Source organism: Nonomuraea sp. NPDC050663 (assembly GCF_044456985.1).
Classification (GTDB): Bacteria; Actinomycetota; Actinomycetes; order Streptosporangiales; family Streptosporangiaceae; genus Nonomuraea.
On the sequence record NZ_JBITGL010000024.1, the window covers coordinates 65,379 to 84,323 of the forward strand.

General features: G+C 71.2%; 15 protein-coding genes and 1 pseudogene. 7 read left to right on the forward strand and 9 right to left on the reverse strand.

The genetic code is table 11. The features are described from left to right. Positions 1-59: 59 nt before the first annotated feature. Positions 60-791: a MarR family transcriptional regulator gene (locus ACIBH1_RS44215; protein WP_397320101.1), complete on the forward strand. Its 732-nt coding sequence runs from the start codon at positions 60-62 to the stop codon at positions 789-791. A gap of 3 nt (positions 792-794) precedes the next feature. On the opposite strand, the gene ACIBH1_RS44220 is transcribed toward ACIBH1_RS44215, so the two are convergent. The 7 genes and pseudogenes from ACIBH1_RS44220 to ACIBH1_RS44250 form a co-directional block, all read right to left on the reverse strand. Continuing rightward, positions 795-1,886: a DUF5925 domain-containing protein gene (locus ACIBH1_RS44220; RefSeq protein ID WP_397320102.1), complete on the reverse strand. Its 1,092-nt coding sequence runs from the start codon at positions 1,884-1,886 to the stop codon at positions 795-797. Beyond that, positions 1,853-2,779, reverse strand: a pseudogene (locus ACIBH1_RS44225) (alpha/beta fold hydrolase); the annotation flags it as partial. The gene ACIBH1_RS44220 and the pseudogene ACIBH1_RS44225, both read right to left, overlap by 34 nt. A gap of 10 nt (positions 2,780-2,789) precedes the next feature. After that, complete coding sequence (locus tag ACIBH1_RS44230; RefSeq protein ID WP_397320103.1) at positions 2,790-3,347, reverse strand: hypothetical protein; 558 nt, start codon at positions 3,345-3,347, stop codon at positions 2,790-2,792. Positions 3,348-3,380: 33 nt separating this feature from the next. Further along, positions 3,381-4,406: a phosphoribosylformylglycinamidine cyclo-ligase gene (gene purM, locus ACIBH1_RS44235; protein WP_397320104.1), complete on the reverse strand. Its 1,026-nt coding sequence runs from the start codon at positions 4,404-4,406 to the stop codon at positions 3,381-3,383. Continuing rightward, on the reverse strand, positions 4,403-5,842 hold the full coding sequence (purF, locus tag ACIBH1_RS44240; protein ID WP_397320105.1) for an amidophosphoribosyltransferase: 1,440 nt from the start codon (positions 5,840-5,842) through the stop codon (positions 4,403-4,405). The genes purM and purF overlap by 4 nt, the downstream gene beginning before the upstream one ends. Positions 5,843-5,886: 44 nt before the next feature. Then, the gene (locus tag ACIBH1_RS44245; RefSeq protein ID WP_397320106.1) at positions 5,887-6,633 is read right to left on the reverse strand and encodes an SDR family NAD(P)-dependent oxidoreductase; all 747 of its coding nucleotides are present in this window, start codon (positions 6,631-6,633) and stop codon (positions 5,887-5,889) included. A gap of 33 nt (positions 6,634-6,666) precedes the next feature. Continuing rightward, positions 6,667-7,125, reverse strand: coding sequence for a MarR family winged helix-turn-helix transcriptional regulator (locus tag ACIBH1_RS44250; RefSeq protein ID WP_397320107.1), 459 nt, complete (start codon positions 7,123-7,125; stop codon positions 6,667-6,669). Between the two features lie 113 nt (positions 7,126-7,238). On the opposite strand from ACIBH1_RS44250, the gene ACIBH1_RS44255 reads away from it, so the two are divergent. After that, the gene (locus tag ACIBH1_RS44255) at positions 7,239-8,846 is read left to right on the forward strand and encodes a hypothetical protein (RefSeq protein ID WP_397320108.1); all 1,608 of its coding nucleotides are present in this window, start codon (positions 7,239-7,241) and stop codon (positions 8,844-8,846) included. Here the strand turns inward: ACIBH1_RS44255 and ACIBH1_RS44260 are convergent. Further along, positions 8,843-9,280 carry a sterol carrier family protein gene (locus ACIBH1_RS44260; protein ID WP_397320109.1) on the reverse strand — a complete coding sequence of 146 codons (438 nt, stop codon included), beginning with the start codon at positions 9,278-9,280 and terminating at the stop codon, positions 8,843-8,845. The two genes, ACIBH1_RS44255 and ACIBH1_RS44260, sit on opposite strands and share 4 nt — an antisense overlap. A 113-nt stretch (positions 9,281-9,393) precedes the next feature. Between ACIBH1_RS44260 and ACIBH1_RS44265 the strand changes: the two genes are divergently transcribed. Together ACIBH1_RS44265 and ACIBH1_RS44270 are read left to right on the forward strand one after the other, a co-directional pair. Next, complete coding sequence (locus tag ACIBH1_RS44265) at positions 9,394-11,382, forward strand: PhoX family protein (RefSeq protein WP_397320110.1); 1,989 nt, start codon at positions 9,394-9,396, stop codon at positions 11,380-11,382. 34 nt (positions 11,383-11,416) lie between these two features. Further along, the gene (locus ACIBH1_RS44270; RefSeq protein ID WP_397320111.1) at positions 11,417-13,294 is read left to right on the forward strand and encodes an ABC transporter ATP-binding protein; all 1,878 of its coding nucleotides are present in this window, start codon (positions 11,417-11,419) and stop codon (positions 13,292-13,294) included. Here the strand turns inward: ACIBH1_RS44270 and ACIBH1_RS44275 are convergent. Next, complete coding sequence (locus ACIBH1_RS44275; RefSeq protein ID WP_397320113.1) at positions 13,258-14,661, reverse strand: DHA2 family efflux MFS transporter permease subunit; 1,404 nt, start codon at positions 14,659-14,661, stop codon at positions 13,258-13,260. The two genes, ACIBH1_RS44270 and ACIBH1_RS44275, sit on opposite strands and share 37 nt — an antisense overlap. 73 nt (positions 14,662-14,734) lie before the next feature. Here ACIBH1_RS44275 and ACIBH1_RS44280 point away from each other — a divergent pair, with 73 nt between their 5' ends. Genes ACIBH1_RS44280 through ACIBH1_RS44290 form a run of 3 tightly spaced genes read left to right on the forward strand, consistent with a single transcriptional unit; the run spans position 14,735 to position 18,943 of the window. Continuing rightward, the gene (locus ACIBH1_RS44280; RefSeq protein ID WP_397320150.1) at positions 14,735-15,367 is read left to right on the forward strand and encodes a TetR/AcrR family transcriptional regulator; all 633 of its coding nucleotides are present in this window, start codon (positions 14,735-14,737) and stop codon (positions 15,365-15,367) included. Continuing rightward, the gene (locus ACIBH1_RS44285) at positions 15,364-16,116 is read left to right on the forward strand and encodes a methylenetetrahydrofolate reductase (RefSeq protein ID WP_397320114.1); all 753 of its coding nucleotides are present in this window, start codon (positions 15,364-15,366) and stop codon (positions 16,114-16,116) included. Before ACIBH1_RS44280 ends, ACIBH1_RS44285 begins: the two co-directional genes overlap by 4 nt. 46 nt (positions 16,117-16,162) lie before the next feature. Next, entirely contained in the window at positions 16,163-18,943 is a 2,781-nt protein-coding gene (locus tag ACIBH1_RS44290) for an AfsR/SARP family transcriptional regulator (protein WP_397320115.1), read from the forward strand. Positions 18,944-18,945 lie beyond the last annotated feature (2 nt).

Sequence of the window (18,945 nt, forward strand, 5' to 3'; positions counted from 1 at the left end):
TTGCAATGAATGGCGGCGAACGCAATACTGGCCACCCGGAGTGCGAGGAGGACGCATCGATGCCAGGCGGCAGGCTGACCCACCAGGACCGGCAGTTGATCGCCGAGGGGCTGGCGGAAGGGCTCACCTACACGGAGATCGCCGCGCGCCTGGGACGCCCGATCTCCACCGTCACCCGCGAGGTGGGCCGCAACGGCGGGGCCGGCGGCTACCGGGCCGACCTCGCGCAACGCGCCACCCAGGGCCGGGCCCGCCGCAGCAGGGCTGCCGCCGGACGCGAGCTCGGCGAGCCCGCCGGGCCCGCCGGGGCGGGACGTGACCTGGGCGCCGTCCGCGAGCTGGAGGAGCAGTTCACCGAGGTGATGGTCGGGTCAGGGCTGCCGCGCATGACCGCGCGCGTGCTCACCAGCCTCTACCTCACCGACAGCGGCAGCATGACCGCCGCCGAGCTGGCCGGGCGCCTCGAGGTCAGCCCGGCCTCCATCTCCAAGGCCATCGGCGAGCTGGAGCAGCAGCAGCTGGTGAGACGCGAGCGTGACCCCAGGCGGCGGCGCGACCGCTACATCATCGACGCCACCGCCTGGTTCCGCGCGTGGATGTCCAGCGCGCGGCAGAACGCCGTGCTGGCCGACTTCGCCGGGCGCGGGGCGGCGATTCTCGGAGCCACGACCCCCGCCGGCGCCCGCCTCCAGGACATGAGCGGCTTCCTCGACACGGTCGGCCGCGCCATGATCGAGGCGGCCGAGCAGTGGCGCAACGACTACCTCGCGAGCCGCCCGCCCACGGAGTGAACGTCAGAGGTACATGCCGGGCGAGTGGGCCGTGCGCTCGCCGTCGAGCCCCTGGCCGTCGCGCACCGCGATGAGCTCGGCGAGCGTCGCCGGAGCCGTCACCGCGTCGTCGGGCATGCCGTTGGCCGTGAGCCAGCGCGCCGTCTCCTCGCCGCCCAGCGGCCCGACCTCGATCTGGGCCAGGCACCTGCCGGGGCGGGCGACGGCCGGGTGGAGACGGGCCAGGTCCTCGTTGGTGGTGATCGCCACGATGACGTCGCGGCCGTGGCCCAGCAGGCCGTCGGTGAGGTTGAGCAGGCGAGACAGGGCCTGGCCGCTGGCCGCCTTGGCCTCGCCCCTGATCAGCTCGTCGCAGTCTTCGAGGAGCAGCAGCCGCCAGCGGCCCTTGTTCTCGGCCTCCTCGCCGAGCGTGACCTCCATCAGATAGCCGGTGCGCAGGAACAGCTCGTCGGGGTCGAGCACGTTGTCGACCTGGCACCAGGAGCGCCACTCCCGCGCCAGCGTGCGCAACGCGGTGGTCTTGCCGGTGCCCGGCGGGCCGTGCAGGAGGATCAGGCGGCCGCTGGAGGAGCCGGGCTGGTGGCTCATGAGCCGTTCGAAGGCCCCGGCGGCGGGAGCGGAGTAGTTGCCGCGGATCTCCTCCCATGACAGGGCGGTGATCGGGCGGACGGAGCGGTGGGCCCCGCTGTCGGTCGAGTGGTACCAGAATCCCATCGGCACCCGGTCGGGGCCGTGGTCGACCTCGGGGATCTCGCCGAGCACGTCCTGGACCACCTTGGCGGCGAGCTCCGGCGTGGCGGCGGTGACGGTGAGGCTGGCGTTGCCGTCGTTCTCGCGGATCGAGAGCGCCAGCCAGCCGTCGCCAGCGCTGAGCCGTACGAGCTTGTGGTCGTCGCGGGCGGTGCCGATCTCGACGCCGTCGGGCGGGTCGAGGTTGGCCTCGGGCGGCAGGTCGTCGAGCGAGCGCCGGACGGCGTGCGGCAGCCGCCCGGTGGTGACCGCGTCGGTCTGCAGGGCCGCGAGGGCTTCGTCCGGGTCGGTCGTGTAGCTCGTGCTGATGTTCAGCGGCTTGCCGAGCTCATGCGGAGTTCCCATACGTCACCCATCGTAGCCGCATCGTTTCCGCTGGTGACATCGGCCAGGAAGGGCAGCAGGGCGGCCGCCACCGCGGCGGGGAACTCCGCCTGCGGGTAGTGGCCCGCGCCCTCGATGAGCGCGAGCCCGGCGCCCATGGTCGCGGCCTGGAGCTCGGCCACGGCGGTGGGGTCGGAGAAGTCGGGGTCGGCGGTGCCCATCATCACCAGGGCGGGGCATGTCACGCGGTCGAGCCAGGCGGCGTCCATCGGGACGGCGCGCATGTAGAAGCGGGCCGAGTCGCGCCGCTCGCGCAGCGCGGCGACCGCGGCGGCGCGATAGGCGTCGAAGTCGGCCGGCGGCGCCGACGGGTAGGCGGTCTTGAGGTAGGCGCCCCACACGCCGGGAACGTACGGCCCGATGCGGCCGATCACGGCCAGCAGCGCCCGCTTGACCGGACCCTCGGGCAGGTTCGGCACGAAGCTCGCGATCGGCACCACGCCCGCGACCAGCTCGGGGTGCTCGGCGGCGGTGACCATGATGGTGCCGGCCGAGTAGGAGTTGCCGACCAGTACGGCGGGGCCGGCGTCGAGGTGCCGCACCAGGGCGGCGACGTCGGCTCCCTGCGCCTCGAAGGAGTAGTCGTCCCAGACGGCGCTCGATTCGCCGCAGCCGCGAATGTCCATCGTGACGACCCGGTAGCCCGCCTCGACGAGCAGGGGGGTGAGGAAGCGGTAGGAGCGGCGGCTGTCGAGCATGCCGGGGATCAGGACCACCAGGGGTCCGGTGCCGTTGTCGTCGAACGCGATGGTGCCGCCGGGAACCTGCAGGAACTGGGTCATGTCCGCCTCCGTGGACGTTGCGAAGAGCACTGCTCCAATAATGTAAGCAGTGCTCTCGCAAGTCAAGAGCGGTGCTCTCTTTTTAGTTTGTTGCTCTGATCCCCTTGACGATCCGGTCCAGGCGCGGGGTCAGCGGCTCGCTGGCCATGACGGTGACGACGACGCCCGGCCGCTCGACCCACCCGACGTAGCGCCCGTGCCCGAGGGCGCCGTCACCCTCCTTGGCCAGCACCTTCCTGCCGCCCATGGTGGCCTTCTCGGCGGTCGCGAACGTGCCCTCGACGACGGGCAGCTTGGACAGGTCCTTCAGGCTCTTGGCCGCGGGCCAGCACACGACGCGCACCCACAACGAGCGGTGCTTGCGGTCGACGTCGTCGCGATCGTCGCTCCAGACATAGCCGTACTCCCAGGCCTTCTTGTCGCTGTGGAGGGAGAAATCGCCGTAGACGAAACCCTTGGGCAGGTAGGACACACGCAGTCCAGGCAGGGCGCCGCGGCCCCGGGCGGGTTCGCCCGACCGGGGCTTGGCGTCCTTGATGGCGGTGTCACACAGGCTGACCTGCTTCGCCGCCTGAGCCGGGGTGGCGGCCACCAGCGGCAGGGCGAGACAGGCCAGGAGGGGGAGTGTGATCTTCTTCATGCCTCGTTAGAGGCGGTGGAGCCGGAATTGGTTTTAGCGGTAGACCGCATTTCCCGATCCGGCGACGACGTCGCCCAGCACCCACGCGGGCAGCCCGCGCTCCGACAGCAGGCGCAGCGCCGGGTCGACCGCCTCGGCCGGGACGATCGCGGCCATGCCCACGCCCAGGTTGAAGGTGCGGTCCATCGACTCCTGCGCGATCTCGCCGTGCCCGGCGAGCACGTCGAAGATCGCCGGGGGAGTCCACGAACCGCGGTCGAGCACCGCGTCGAGCGTGGACGGCAGCGAGCGCGCCAGGTTGCCGCACAGGCCGCCGCCGGTGATGTGCGAGAAGGCGTGCACCTCGACCGACTTGGCCAGCTCCAGGCAGTCGAGGGAGTAGATGCGGGTCGGCTCCAGCAGCTCCTCGCCGAGCGGGCGGGCCAGCTCGGGCACCTCCGCGTCGAGTGACAGCCCTGCCTGCTTGATGACGTGCCGTACGAGGGAGTAGCCGTTGGAGTGCACGCCCGACGAGGCCATCGCCAGCACGACGTCGCCCTCGCGGACCCGATCGGGACCGAGCATGCGCGAGGCCTCGACCACGCCGGTGCCCGCGCCCGCCAGGTCGTACTCGTCGGCGCCCATCGCGCCGGGATGCTCGGCCGTCTCGCCGCCGACCAGCGCGGCCCCGGCCAGGCGGCAGCCCTCGGCCACGCCGCCGACGATCTCGGCGATGCGCTCGGGCACCACCTTGCCGCAGGCGATGTAGTCGGTCATGAACAGCGGCTCGGCGCCGACCACGACGAGGTCGTCGAGGACCATGCCGACAAGGTCGATGCCGATCGTGTCGTGCTTGCCGTACTGCTGGGCCAGCATGACCTTGGTGCCCACGCCGTCGGTCGAGGTGGCCAGGATCGGCCGCTCGTAGCGCAGCAGGAAGGAGGCGTCGAAGAGCCCGGCGAAGCCGCTGGCGTCGTCCACCACTTCGGGCCTGCGGGAACGGGCGACCTTCGACTTCATCAGCTCGACGGCGCGCTCGCCCGCCGCGATGTCGACCCCGGCGGCTTCGTAGGTACTCACTTCTGGGAACTCTCCAGCACGTACTTGCCGACGTTGTCGGCGTCGATCGGAATCGGGTACTTCCCGTCGAAGCAAGCCCGGCAGAGCTTGTCGGCCGGGAGCGTGGTGGCCTCGGTCAGGCCCTCGAGGGAGATGTAGCCGAGCGAGTCGGCGCCCAGCGAGGCGCGGATCTCGTCGACGCTCAGCGATCCGGCGATCAGCTCCGCGCGGGTGGCGAAGTCGATGCCGTAGAAGCACGGCCACGCCACGGGCGGGGAGGAGATGCGCACGTGCACCTCGCGCGCTCCTGCCTCGCGCAGCATGCGCACCACGGCGCGCTGGGTGTTGCCGCGCACGATCGAGTCGTCGACGACGACCAGGCTCTTGCCCTCGACGACCTCGCGCAGCGGGTTGAGCTTCAGGCGGATGCCGAGCTGGCGCAGGGTCTCCGACGGCTGGATGAACGTGCGGCCCACGTAGGAGTTCTTCACCAGGCCCTGGCCGTACGGGATGCCTGACTCCTGGGCGTAACCCACCGCGGCGGGCGTGCCCGACTCGGGGGTCGGGATGACCAGGTCGGCCTCGACGGGATGCTCGCGGGCCAGGATGCGGCCGATCTGGACGCGGGTGACCTGCATGCCGCGACCGGCGATCGTGGTGTCGGGGCGGGCCAGGTAGACGTACTCGAACAGGCAGCCCTTGGGCTCGGCCAGCGCGAAACGGCGCGACCTGACGCCGCGCTCGTCGATGGTGAGCATCTCGCCCGGCTCGACCTCGCGCACGAAGACCGCGCCGACGATGTCGAGCGCCGCGGTCTCGCTCGCCACGACCCAGCCCGACTCCAGGCGGCCCAGGACCAGCGGGCGGATGCCCTGCGGGTCGCGGGCGGCGTAGAGGGTCTTCTCGTCCATGAAGACGAGCGAGTAGGCGCCCTTGACCTTCGGCAGCAGCTCCGCGGCGGAGTCCTCGATGGACCGGCTGCGGTCCTGCGCCAGCAGGGTGGTCAGCACCTCGGTGTCGGTGGTGGCCCTGGTGACCCCCGGGGCCAGCCTCTCGGCCAGCTCCGGGGTGTTGATCAGGTTGCCGTTGTGGGCCAGCGCCAGGCCGCCCACCTCGGTCGAGCTCAGGGTCGGCTGGGCGTTCTCCCAGACGCTCGACCCGGTGGTGGAGTAGCGGCAGTGTCCGACGGCCAGATGGCCGCGCAGGGTGCCCAGCACCGACTCGTCGAAGACCTGGGCCACCAGGCCCATGTCCTTGTAGACGAGGATGCGGCTGCCCTCGCTGACTGCGATGCCCGCGGACTCCTGTCCGCGGTGCTGCAACGCATACAGCCCGAAGTAGGTGAGTTTGGAGACTTCTTCGCCTGGGGCCCACACGCCGAACACGCCACAGGCGTCCTTGGGTGCGCGGTCGTGGGGGTCCAGGTCATGGCCAAGCCGGCCGTCGCCCTTCAGCACGTGCTTCAGTTTAGGTTGGCCCCTGAACTGCTCGCACACCTGGGTCAGACATGGATGCTTCTGCCGGCATTCGACCCGTCTCTGAGGATTTCTCCGGTGAGGTTCGGATTCGCCGCTGACCCCAGGAACACGGCCAGTGCGGCCACGTCCTGCGACGTCGACAACCGCCTGGTGGGAGTCCTGACGGCGACCGCCTCACGCTCCTCCTGCGGGATCGGGGTGCTGTCGGTGTTGGTCAGCCCCGCCGCGAGCACGTTGGCCAGGACGCCGTCGCCGCCGGCCTGCCAGGCGATCATGCGGGACAGGCCGTGCAAGGCCGCCTTCGCCGTGCCGTACGGCCCGCTGCCCGGCGTGCCCTCCTCGGCGATCCCCGAGGAGACCAGCACGATCCGGCCGAACTTCGCCCTTCTCATTCCGGGAAGTACGGCCTGCGCCAGCACCACGTTGCCCAGCACGTTGGCGTGCAGTGAGGCCTGCCACTCCTCGATGGGCATCTCCTCGAAGGACTTGGTGAAACTGTCCATGCTGCCCCAGTGGACGGCATTGGCGATCAACGAGTCGAACGGCCCGTGCTCGGCGATCGCCGCACGGATGCCGTCATGGTCCGCCAGGTCCAGCCGTACGGCTTTCGCGGTGCCGCCCGCCTTCTCGATCTCCTTCACGACCTGCTCGGCCCGCTCGGGACCCGAGTGGTAGGTCAGGGTGACGTCAGCGCCCGTGGTGGCGAAGGCCTTGGCGATGGCGGCGCCGATGCCGGACGAGCCGCCGGTGACGAGTACACGCATGTTCATGGCTCCTTGGTTGTTAGCCGACTAATTAGCCAGCTAACTGCAAGCCTCGCCGTGATGCAAAGGGGTTTCGCCCTCGGCGGAAGGACAGCTCCACAGGCTGTGGACGAGCCGCACCATCGTCCGCCGGTCCTCGGGCGCCAGCTGGGAAAGCAACTCCTGGTCCAGGCGCTGCCAGATCGCCTCCACCGGGCCCTGCAAGTCCTTGCCCGCCTGCGTCAGGTTGACCACACTCGCCCGCGGCCTCCTCGGATCCGGCGAACGCCGCACGAAACCCGCCTTCTCCAGGCGCTGCAACGTCTTCGTCACCGTCGGCGGCTCCACGCCGAGACGGGTGATCAGCTCGCTCTGGGAGAGGCCGTCCTGGCGCCAGAGCTGGTTGAGCAGCATCTCCTGGCCGACATGCAACCCGAGCTCGGCCAGCTCGGCCGTGACCCGGTAGCGGTGCATCTTCGTGAGCTTGATCAGCGCGTAGGTCAGGGTCTCGTCGAGCATGCCTTCATCATGACCCAAGCATCGACCTGCGCTTACCGTGTCGACGCGGGTGAGGGCGGGAGTTCGGGGGAGGCTGGGGTATCCGGTATGCCGACACGTCGGGGGACGTAGACGTGACCACTCCTGGTGATGCGAACCAGCCACCTCGCCCGCCGCGCGAGGAGCCGCCGTCTTCCGACGACTCCTGGTGGGAGCGGGAACCACCCGCCTCCGACCCCGAGACGGCACCGGGGGACGAGACCAACCCGTTCAACCCCGAGGACACCACGAGGGGAGAGGCGGGGTCGGACGACGCCGACGGGCCGGGCACTTCCGAGCCGGCCGCCTCTCCGGACGCGTGGCGCCCCCAGGAGCCTGCCGCTACGAGGGAACCGGGCGCCTGGCGTGCCGAGGAACCCGCCGCGCCGAGCGAGCCTGGCGCCTGGCGTGCCGAGGAGCCGACGGCCTCGAGCGAATCGGGCACGTGGCGTGCCGAGGAGCCGGCGGAGGAGAGCCCGGGCGAGCGCACCGCCGAGTTCGAGACGCCCTCCTGGTCGTCGCCGTCCAGCGAGCAGGCCGCCTCTGCGCCCTCCTGGGAGACGCCGAGCCGGCCCTCCGGGGAGACGCTCGAGCAGCCCGCAGCCTCCGAGCTCGCGTGGCCCTCACAGGAGCCCGCCTGGTCGCAGGACCCCGCCGCTCCCACACCGCCGCACCAGGCCGCCGAGCCGAGCCACCAGGAGCCGACCTACCAGGCCCCCGAAGCCGGCTACCCGACGCCCGAGCCAGGCCACCAGGCCTCCGAGCCCACCTACCAGGCTCCCGAGCAGCAGCCCTACCAGGTGCCCGGGGCCACCCCGACCTATCCCGGCTGGGGCGAGGAGCCCGACCAGCAGACCCCCGCCGCCCAGTCGCCCTCCAGGTACGACCCGCCCACCGCCCCGCAGGACCCGGCGCCCGCACCACAGGCCGCCTCGCCGTACGAGGGTGGACCGAGGGAGTACGGCCAGGCGACCCCGGGCGCAGCGCCGTACGGCGGGGTCAGCGGCCAGCAGGGCGACAGCCCGTACACCACCACCGCCGGAGCCGGCGCAGGAGCCGCCGCAGCCGCAGCGGCCGGGGCGGCAGCCGCGGGCGCCACGTCCCAGGGCGGCCAGACCCCGGGCAGCTCCCAGACACCGGCCGGTTCCACGACGCCCGGCAGCTCCCACACCCCGGGCGGGTCCCAGACGCCGGCCGACCCGTATGCCCACCCCCAGGCCTCCGCCGCCCACCAGGCGCAGCAGCCCGGCGCCACCGGTCCGGGCGGCTTCCAGCCCCAGGGCGGCACCCCGCACTCCCAGCCAGGTGGTGGCGGCGGCTACAGCCCGCCGCCCCCGCCTCCCGGCCAGTACCCCGGCTCCCCGTACCAGGGCGGCAAGCCCCAGGACTGGCAGCCGCAGAAACCGGGCGCCGGCCTGGCCGTGGCCTCGCTGATCCTCGGCGTGGCGAGCATCTTCCTGCTGGTCGTCTGCGGCCTGGGCACCCTGACCGCCATCGTCGGCCTGGTCCTGGGCATCGTCGCCGTGGCCAAGGGCGTGAAGCCCGCGATGGCGTGGGCGGGCATCGGCCTGAGCCTGCTCGCCCTGATCCTGGCCGTGGCGGGCTTCGTGTGGTTCATGAACACCTTCGGCCCCTGCTTCGAGCTGATGCCCGATCAGGTGCAGCGGTGCATGGAGCTGCAGTGGAACGGAGGCCGCTACTAGAGCGGCAGGTAAGCGGAAAGATCGGCACGGGCGCCACTCGCGGAGATGGCGCCCGTCGCCATTGCCGCGTCCCAGCTGAGCCGTCCGACGGCCAGCGACACCCAGGTGCGCGCGTCCATCTCGACGACGTTGGGCGGGGTGCCCCGCGTGTGCCGCGGCCCTTCGATGGCCTGGACGGCCGCGTAGGGGGGCACCCGCACCTCGACCGTGCGCCCGGGCGCGTTGGCCGCCAGCCTGTCGAGCAGGTGCCGTACGGCATGCCGGGCCGCGTCACGCTCGGGCGCGACCCCGCGGTCGTAGGCGGTCAGCACGGCGCCGACGAGCGCGTCGGCCACAGCGGACGCGGGCCCGTCGAAGGGCGGAAGGTCGAGGGCGACGAGTTGCCCGTCGAGCGCGCTGCGGGTCTTCTCTGGGTCGAGACGGCGTGGTGGCACTGCTCCATTGTCCTACCAGCAAGGGTTCATTGGACGGGGCCCTGCTGTTCACCGGAGGTTTCTTCTGGCGTCGTAGCGTCCGGGCGCAACTACCGCGCAATCCTGGAGGACCCGTGACCAAGTTCTTGCCCCTGATCTCACACAAGGGCGGCAGGAGCGCGCTGACGTGCCAGTTCCGCTGTGGCAACGCCTGTGCGCATCCGGTGGCGAACGCCAGTGACAACCCCTACTTCGGAGACATCGCCACCCAGGCCCTGTCGCGCCGTGGCGTGTTGCGCGCGGGTGCGCTGGGCGCCGTGGTCGTCGGCACCGGTGTCGCGGGAGCCGTCCCGGCCGTGGCCGATCCCGAGCCGGCGCAGTCGCAGGGCTGGGGCAGGGGCGGGCGCCTGACGTTCACGCCGGTCCCTCCGAACAAGAACGACGTGCTGAGCGTCCCGTCGGGTTACCTGAGCGCCGCGGTGGTCCGCTGGGGCGACCCGGTGCTGCCGGACGCCCCGGCGTTCGACTTCGACAACCAGACCGCCGAGGCGCAGGCCAAGCAGTTCGGCTACAACTGCGACTTCGTGACGGTCTTCCCGATGGGTCACGGCCGTGCCCTGATGTGGGTCAACCACGAGTACAGCGACGAGAACCTGATGTTCCGCGGTTACACGGGCGGGGCGGCGGCGACCGAGGAGCAGATCAGGATCGGCCTGGCCGCGCACGGCGGCTCGGTGGTGGAGATCGAGCGGGCCGGTCAGTCGGGGCAGTGGAAGCTGGTAACCAAGGGCCGTCGCCGCTACAACCGCCGGATCACGGCGCAGACGCCGATGCGGTTCTCCGGCCCGGCGGCCGGGAGCGACCTGCTGAAGACGGCGGCCGACCCCGAGGGCCGCACCCCGGTCGGCATGCTCAACAACTGCGCCGGCGGCACCACGCCGTGGGGCACGGTGCTGACCGCCGAGGAGAACTTCAACCAGTACTTCGTCCTGGGCAGCGCCACGGACCCGAACGCCAAGCGTTACAGCCTGCCCACGGGCACCGCGGGCCGCCGCTTCGACCGGGTCGAGGAGCGTTTCGACCTGTCGAAGCACCCGAACGAGGCCAACCGGTTCGGCTGGATCGTGGAGATCGACCCGTTCGACCCCGACAGCACGCCGATCAAGCGCACCGCGCTGGGCCGTTTCGCCCACGAGGCCGCCACGACGACCCTCGCCAGGGACGGCCGCCTGGTCGCCTACATGGGTGACGACACGCGCTTCGAGTACATCTACAAGTTCGTCTCCAAGAACCGCTACATCCCCGGCCACGACCGCCACAACCGCACCCTGCTCGACGAGGGCACGCTGTACGTGGCCGTGTTCACCGGCGACGGCACCGAGGACGGCCTGCACGACGGCACCGGCGAGTGGAAGCCGCTGGTCAGCGGCGATTTCAGCCACGTCGAAGGGATGACCGCCGAGGAGGTCCTGGTGTTCACGCGCGTGGCGGCCGACAAGAAGGGCGCCACCAGGATGGACCGGCCCGAGGACATCGAGCGCAACCCGGTCACCGGCGGGGTCTTCGTCGCGCTGACCAACAACAGCAACCGCACCGCCGCGGAGGTCGACGAGGCCAACCCGCGCGCGTCGAACAAGCACGGTCACGTGCTGGAGATCAACGAGAGGCGCAACGACGCCGGGGCGACGACGTTCACCTGGTCGCTGCCGCTCATCTGCGGTGACCCGAGCGACCCGACGACCTACTTCGCCGGGTTCGACAAGTCGAAGGTCTCGCCGATCTCGTGCCCGGACAACGTGGCCTTCGACGGTGACGGCAACCTGTGGATCTCGACGGACGGCAACCAGCTCGGCAGCAACGACGGCCTGTTCGTGATGCCGGTCCAGGGCCGCGAGCGTGGTTACCTGCGGCAGTTCCTGACCGTGCCGCTGGGCGCGGAGACCTGCGGTCCGCTGATCAGCCAGGACCAGCGCAGTGTCTTCGTCGCGGTGCAGCATCCCGGCGAGCTGGCCGGCGCCAACCCGGACGCCCCGGCGAGCCACTGGCCCGACGGCGGCTCCTCGCAGCCCCGCCCGTCGGTGGCCGTGGTGTGGCACTCCCAGGGCAAGAAGATCGGCGCTTGACCTCAACTGAGCTTGAGGTCCTACGGTCGCTCTCATGAGCATGGAAGTGACCGCGTGGAACCAGCTTTACCGGATGAACGAGCGGCAGGAGCGCAGGGCCCTGTCCAGGGCGACGCTCCGCCGCATCGCCGCCTTCGCCCGGCCGCACCGCTCGCGCCTGGTCGCCTTCCTGGTGTTGAGCGTGGTCATGGCGGCACTGGCTGTGGTGTCGCCTGTGCTGGCCGGGCGGGTGGTGAACACGATCACGGCGGGCGGCCCCGCCTCGACGGTGGTGGCGCTCGCCCTGCTGATCGCGGGCCTGGCCGTCGCCGAGGCGGGTCTGGGCCTGCTCACCAGGTGGATGTCGGCCTCGATCGGCGAGGGCCTGATCCTCGGCCTGCGCACGACGGTCTTCGACCACGTGCAGCGCATGCCGATCGCCTTCTTCACCCGCACCAGGACGGGCGCCCTGGTCAGCAGGCTGAACAACGACGTGATCGGCGCCCAGCGGGCCTTCACCGACGTGCTCTCCAGCGTGCTGGGCAATCTGGTGACGCTGGCGCTGACCCTGGGCGTGATGATCTCCCTGTCGTGGCAGATCACCGTCCTCGCCCTGCTCCTGCTGCCGATCTTCGTGTTGCCCGCCCGGCGCATGGGCGTGCGGATCGCGCGGCTGCGCAGGGAGGCCGCCGACCACAACGCGGCCATGGGCAACCAGATGGTCGAGCGGTTCTCCGCGCCGGGCGCGACGCTGGTCAAGCTGTACGGCAGGCCGTCGGCGGAGTCGGCCGAGTTCGCCTCCAGGGCCGACAGGGTCCGCGACATCGGTGTGCGCACGGCGCTCAACCAGACGGTCTTCGTCACCGCGCTGACCCTGGTCTCGGCGCTGGCCCTGGCGCTGGTCTACGGCCTGGGCGGCTTCTACGCCCTCGGCGGCCGGCTCGACGCGGGCGCCGTGGTCTCGCTGGCCCTGCTGCTGACCCGCCTGTACGCGCCGCTGACCGCGCTGGCCAGTGCCCGCGTCGACGTCATGAGCGCCCTGGTCAGCTTCGAGCGGGTCTTCGAGGTGCTCGACCTCAAGCCGCTGATCACCGACCCCGACGAGCCCCGCGAGGCTCCGGTGGGCGCGGTGAGCGTGGAGTTCGATCACGTCAGCTTCGGCTACCCCGCGGCGGACAAGGTCTCGCTGGCCTCGCTGGAGGAGGTCGCCGTGCTCGACAGCCGCGGCGGCGTGGAGGTGCTGCACGATCTGTCGTTCACGGTCGAGCCGGGCCAGCTGGTCGCGCTGGTCGGCTCGTCGGGAGCGGGCAAGTCGACGGTCGCCCAGCTCATCCCGCGGCTGTACGACGTGGATTCCGGCGTCGTACGGCTCGGCGGCGTGGACGTGCGTGACCTGTCGTCCGACGCGCTGCGGCAGCTCCTCGGCATGGTCACCCAGGACGGCCATCTCTTCCACGACACCATCCGCGCCAACCTGCTCTTCTCCCGCCCCGAGGCCACCGAGGCCGAGTTGTGGGACGCCCTGGGCCGCGCCCAGCTCGCCCCGCTCATCGAGTCGCTGCCCGACGGTCTCGACACGATGGTGGGCGAGCGCGGCTACCGGTTGTCGGGCGGCGAGCGCCAGCGCCTGACCATCGCCAGGCTGCTGCTGGCGGGTCCGAGCGTGGTGATCCTGGACGAGGCGACCGCCGCCCTCGACTCCACCAACGAGGCGGCGGTGCAGGCCGCGCTGACCGAGGCGCTGGAGGGCAGGACCGCCGTGGTGATCGCTCACCGCCTGTCGACGATCCGCGCCGCCGACCAGATCCTGGTGGTGGAGGAGGGCAGGATCGTCGAGCGCGGCAGGCACGCCGAGCTGCTGGCCGCGGACGGGCGCTACGCGGAGTTGTACCGCACTCAGTTCGCGGAGGAGGAGACGAGCGTCGCGGCCTGAGGCGGCTCCTCCACGACGCGCTGCTTCCTGAGCGACCACAGCGCGACGGGGACGCCGACGGCCACGATGAGCGCCGCGATGACGAGGGTGAACTGGTAGGCCTCCAGGAAGTCGGGCAGCGCGGGGGAGGCCTGCCTTCCCGTGAGGATGGCGCCCAGCACGGTGATGCCGAGCAGGCCGAACACCTCGCGGGAGACGTTCAGGACGCCGGAGGCCACGCCCGCGGTGCCGTCGGGCAGCGCTCCGAGGATCATCGTGGTGAGCGGCACCAGAAGCCCCGCGCCCAGGCCGTACAGCAGGAACCAGGGCAGGACGTCGAGGTAGCCTGCGTCGGCGCCGAGCACGGACAGGCCGAAGACGCCGCCCGCCATGAGGGCGATGCCCAGCGCGACCGTGGGGCCGTTGCCCAGGATCCCGGTCACCCGGGTGGCGAGCATGGAGACGACCGCCATGAGGATGGCCATGGGGATGAACGAGGCGCCCGCCTCGGTGGGCGACATGCCCAGGACGTTCTGCAGCCACAGGGCGCTGAAGAAGTAGATGCCGAAGACGCCGAACGACCACAGGCCCATGGTGGCGCTGCCGCCGCTGAAGACGCGGGAGCGGAAGAGCGACAGGTCGATCATGGGTTCGGCGGAGCGGCTCTCGATGACGACGAAGGCGAGCGCGGCCAGGATGGTCAGGCCGAAGGCGGACAGGATGGCGGGTGAGGTCCAGCCCATCGCCGCGCCCTCGATGAGCGCGAAGGTGAGCGCCACCAGGGCGACGGTGGAGGCGGCCACGCCGGGCAGGTCCAGGCTGCGCCGTACGGTCCTGGCGTCGGCGGGGACGGCCCACAGGCCGAGTGCGAAGGCGGCCACGCCGATGGGCACGTTGAGGGTGAAGACCCACTGCCAGCCGAGGTTCTCGCTGATGAAGCCGCCGGTGACCGGGCCGAAGGCCATCGACAGGCCGCCGACGGCGGTCCAGATGCCGACCGCGCCGCCGCGTTCGCGCGGGTCCTGGAAGATCGTGGAGATCAGGGTCAGGGTGGGTGGCGTCATGAGTGCCGCGCCGAGGCCCTGGACGGCTCGCATGGTGATGAGCACGCCGCCGTCGGTCGAGAAGCTGGCGCCGAGCGAGGCGATCGTGAAGATCGCGGTGCCGATGAGGAAGACGCGCCGCTGGCCGTACAGGTCGGCCAGTCTGCCGCCGGCGAGCATGAGGCCGGCGAAGACCAGGACGTAACCGCTGACGATCCATTCCAGTCCGGAGATCGTCAGGTTGAGTTCCCTGGCGATTGTCGGGAGCGCGACGTTGACCACGTTGTTGTTCAGGTATGTGGCGAAGGTGCCGAGTGTCACCGCGCCGAGTGCCCACCACTTCATCGCAAAGCTCTCCTATACGCTGTACTTGTACGTCGTACAGTTGAACTTGTACGGCGTATAGTTGTCAACCGTGATGGGAAAACTGACGGCGGAGGCGATCGTCGAGCGCGCCCTGGAGATCGGCGACGCCGAAGGGCTCGACTCGGTGACCATCAGGCGGCTGGCCACCGACCTGGGCGTCACCCCGATGGCGCTGTACTGGCACTTCAAGAACAAGGAACAGCTGATCACCGGCATGGCCGACCACCTGATCGTCGGCTTCACCCCGAAGGCCGACGGCAGGCCGTGGAACGAGCAGCTGAGCGACCTGCTGCGCGGGCTGATCCGCGTGCTCAGGCGCTATCCCTGCGCCACGGACGTGCTCGGGCAGGTCGACCACTCCTCGCTGCCCAGCTTCCTGCGGGTCTGGGACCAGGCCGTCGGCCTGGCCAGGCAGGGCGGTTTCGACCCCGACGAGAGCTGCCTGATCAGCAAGTACCTGCTGCAGAGCGCCATCGCCATCGCCGGAGGCATCCACCACAAGGACACCGATGAGCGCCTGCGCGAGAAGCGCATCGCGATGCAGTCGTTGTCGCCGGAGGAGTACCCCTACCTGGTCGAGATGGCCAGGCCGCTGGCCGAGGGCGTGCCCGCCGAGCTCTACGACGGCTTCGGCGTGGATCTGATCATCGCCGGAATCGTCGCCATGGCAGGATCTCGGGCATGACGTTCCAGGTGGTCTGCGAGATCGAGCCCCCCACGACGCCGGACCTGAAGAAGGTCCGTCACCAGATCGGCACGCTGAGCTCGATCGCCTCGTCGTTCCTCATCCCCGACAACCACATCGGCCGCGCGACCGTCTCCAGCGTCGCGGTGGCCCACGAGGTCGAGATGATGGGCGGGCGCAGCATCGCCTGCCTCAACTCCCGCGACCGCAACCTGCTCGGCTTCCAGCGCGACCTGCTCACCGCCGCGGCCTACGGCGTCGACCAGTTCCTGTTCGTCTACGGCGACAAGCCGACCAGCGGCAACCGCACCAGCGACCTGACCGTGCGCTCCATGATCGAGGAGGCCAGGGCCTTCGACCCGGCCTTCAGGGTGGGCGCGGCGGCGGGGCTCAAGCCGCTGCCCGCCTTCAAGCGCGCCGCCGACTTCGTGTTCGTCCAGGCCTCCTTCTCCCTCGACGCGCTGCTGCGCTGGCGTGCCGAGAACCCCGTCGACGTCCCGGTCTACGCCGGTGTGCTGGTGCTGGCCAGCCACAACCACGCCCGTCGCCTGGCCGCTGCGATCCCCGACATCGACATCCCGGACTCGCTCGTCGAGGCCCTGGCCACCGACCGCATGGCGGGCGTGGATGCGGCCTGCGAGCTGGTGACGTCGATCCAGGAGTCGGGAGCCTTCGCGGGCGTGCACCTCATCCCGGTGAGCCGCTACCGCGATGTGGAGTCCAGACTTTCCCGATCATTGCGCGCCTGACCTGCTCGAAAAGCCGATCGAAACGCGCGGTCGTTACGATCGCCGCATGCTTGAGATCCGCTTCCTCGGCCCGTTCGAGGTCCTGCTGGACGGCGAGCCCGTCCAGGTCTCGGGACGGCGCCGGATCGAGCTGCTGGCCAGACTGGCCGTCGGCGCGGGCCAGGTGGTCTCCACCGAGCGCCTGCTGGCCGACGTATGGACCGACGGTGCGGCCGCCACGGCGGCCAAGCAGCTCCACATCGTCGTCTCCAAGCTCCGCGAGGCGCTGGGGGAGCTGATCGTGACCCAGCGCCCTGGCTACGTCCTCGACCTCACGGCCGAGCGCGTCGACGCGCACTGCTTCTCGTCTCTCGTACGGCGGGCGCGGTCGGCCAGGAACGAGGGCGACATCGCCCAAGCGGCGGCGCTGCTGCGGCAGGCGCTGAAAATGTGGCGCGGAGCCGCGCTGGAGGGACTGGCCGCCCCGTGGGCGAGGATCGAGGCCGCCCAGCTGGAGGAGGCCAGGGCCGTCGCGGTCGAGGAGTACGTCGACGACCTGATGGCCCTTGAGGAGCACGCGGAGGCGGCGGCCGAGCTCACCGCGCACATCGCGGCCCACCCGCTGCGCGAGCGCCCGCGGGCCCAGCTCATGCTCGCCCTCACGCTGATGGGCCGCACCGCCGAGGCCTTGGAGGTCTACACCGAGGTACGGCAGGCGCTGGTCTCCCAGCTCGGTGTGGAGCCGGGCGCCGAGCTGAAGCGCCTGCAGCGGGCGGTGCTCAACGAGGAGGTGCGCCCGCAGAGCCCGCCCCCGTCCCAGCCCGCCCCGCGTCTCCCCGCGCAGTTGCCCGCCGACACCAGCGCGTTCACCGCCAGGCGCGAGGAGCTGGAGTGGCTGCGCGGCCTGCTGGTGCCGCAGGCGGGTCCCAATGTGGCGGCGATCAACGGCCAGGGCGGCATCGGCAAGTCGGCGCTGGCCATCCGGGCGGCCCATTCGGTGGCGGGACGCTTCACCGACGGCCTGCTCTACCTCAACCTGCACGGCTCCACGCCGGGGCTGGAGCCCGTGCAGCCCGCGGAGGCGCTGGGGCGCCTGCTGCGCTCCATGGGCAAGGACGACGCCGCCTCGCCCGACGAGGCCGCGGCGTTGTTCCGCTCGGTCACGGCCGACCGCCGGCTGCTGCTCGTGCTCGACAACGCCAGGGACGTCCACCAGGTCCGCCCGTTGCTCCCCGCGGGCAGCGGCTGCGCCGTCCTGGTGACCAGCAGAAAGCCGCTGACGACGCTCGACGGCGCGCGGCATCTGCACCTCACCGGGCTGACCGACGAGGAGGCGACCGGGCTGCTGGCCAGGGTCGCCGGTCCGGAACGGACGGTGTCGGAGCCCGAGGAGCTCGCCAGGGTCGCCAGGCTCTGCGGCGGGTTGCCCCTGGCGGTGCGGATCAGCGCCGCCCGCCTGGCCGCCCGTCCCGACTGGCGGGTCGCGGACCTGGCCGAGCGGCTCGCCGACGCCCGGCGGAGGCTGGACGCCCTCGACTACGCCGACCTGGCCGTGCGGGCCAGCATCGCGGTCAGCCATCACCATCTGAACGCCGAGCCGTCGGGCGCGGACGCGGCGACGTTGCTGCCGCTGCTCGGCCTGGTCGACCTGCCCGAGCTCCCGCTCTCCGCCGTCGCCGCGCTCGCCGGCTGGTCGGAGGGGCGCACGGAGGCCGCGCTCGACCGGCTGGCGGACGCCCGGCTCGCGTCGTCGAGCAGGCGGAGCTACCAGATCCACGACCTCACCCGCCTGTACGCCCGCGAGCAGGCGGCCGAGCTGCCCCAGGAGGTCACCGGCGTGGCCTTCCGCCGGGTCGTGCACCACTACATGGCCACGTTGACGCGCGCCTCGATCCTCATCGACTCGACCACGGCCGCGGTCCTGGCCGACTATCCCGCGGAGCGGGACGGGCTGCCGCTGCCCGACGCCCGCGAGGCGGCTCTGTGGACGCAGGCGGAGCGGGAGAACGTGCGGGCCCTGGCCAGGCAGGTGAACCTCGCGGGCGATCCGCACTCCGTGGCGGCGCTCGCGCTCACCATCAACCGGCCCTTCACCGCGCTGGCCTGGCGCGACGACCTCATCGAGATCATCGAGCAGGCCTTGGAGGTCGTGGGCTTCGACGACGACCCGCTCGGGCGGGCCCGGCTGCACAACGTGCTCGGCGTCACCTACCGCGAGCGCAAGAGGCCGGAGGAGGCACTGGAGCAGCACCTGGCCGCTCGCGACTGCCTCAAGCGGGCGGGACTGCCGGAGAGCGCCGTTCCCGTGCGGGCGGGGCTCGTGGGGTGCTATCGCCTGCTCGACCGGCTGGACGAGGCTCTGACCACCCTGGAAGAGGCGCTGGAGGAAGCCAGAGCGGAGGGCCTGGCCGAGCCGGAGGCCCGGTACCTGGCCATCCGCGGCATGATCTACCTAGAACTCGGGCGCCACGCCGACGCGATCATCGCGCTGGAGGAGAGCGTGGAGCGCTGGGCCGATGTCGACTCGCCCTACGGCGCCGCCATCGCCGTCATGAACCTCGCCGACGCCCACTGGCATCTGGAGCAGTACGACAGGTCCAGCGAGATCTACCGCCAGGGCTACGACCTCGCCCAGCGCGGGGGGTTGCGCCAGGGCGAGATCGCCGCGTTGTGGGGTCTGGGCCGCTCGTTGCTCAAGCTGGGCGACCGGGAGCCCGGCATGGAGTACGTCCGCCAGTCGGTGCTGCTCATGCGCGAGCTCGACCTGATCGGCGCCGAGGAGGCCGAGAGGCGGCTGGCGACCCTGGATGAGTACCAGGACGTGCCCGACGCCTTCATGACCCACTGAGG

Bases quoted from the DNA above. Each gene is read 5' to 3' on its own strand.
- ACIBH1_RS44290 (WP_397320115.1), top strand. From the start codon at position 16,163: ATGCTTGAGATCCGCTTCCTCGGCCCGTTCGAGGTCCTGCTGGACGGC.
- ACIBH1_RS44285 (WP_397320114.1), top strand. From the start codon at position 15,364: ATGACGTTCCAGGTGGTCTGCGAGATCGAGCCCCCCACGACGCCGGAC.
- ACIBH1_RS44280 (WP_397320150.1), top strand. From the start codon at position 14,735: ATGGGAAAACTGACGGCGGAGGCGATCGTCGAGCGCGCCCTGGAGATC.
- ACIBH1_RS44270 (WP_397320111.1), top strand. From the start codon at position 11,417: ATGAGCATGGAAGTGACCGCGTGGAACCAGCTTTACCGGATGAACGAG.
- ACIBH1_RS44275 (WP_397320113.1), bottom strand. From the start codon at position 14,661: ATGAAGTGGTGGGCACTCGGCGCGGTGACACTCGGCACCTTCGCCACA.
- ACIBH1_RS44250 (WP_397320107.1), bottom strand. From the start codon at position 7,125: ATGCTCGACGAGACCCTGACCTACGCGCTGATCAAGCTCACGAAGATG.
- ACIBH1_RS44215 (WP_397320101.1), top strand. From the start codon at position 60: ATGCCAGGCGGCAGGCTGACCCACCAGGACCGGCAGTTGATCGCCGAG.
- ACIBH1_RS44245 (WP_397320106.1), bottom strand. From the start codon at position 6,633: ATGAACATGCGTGTACTCGTCACCGGCGGCTCGTCCGGCATCGGCGCC.
- ACIBH1_RS44230 (WP_397320103.1), bottom strand. From the start codon at position 3,347: ATGAAGAAGATCACACTCCCCCTCCTGGCCTGTCTCGCCCTGCCGCTG.
- ACIBH1_RS44220 (WP_397320102.1), bottom strand. From the start codon at position 1,886: ATGGGAACTCCGCATGAGCTCGGCAAGCCGCTGAACATCAGCACGAGC.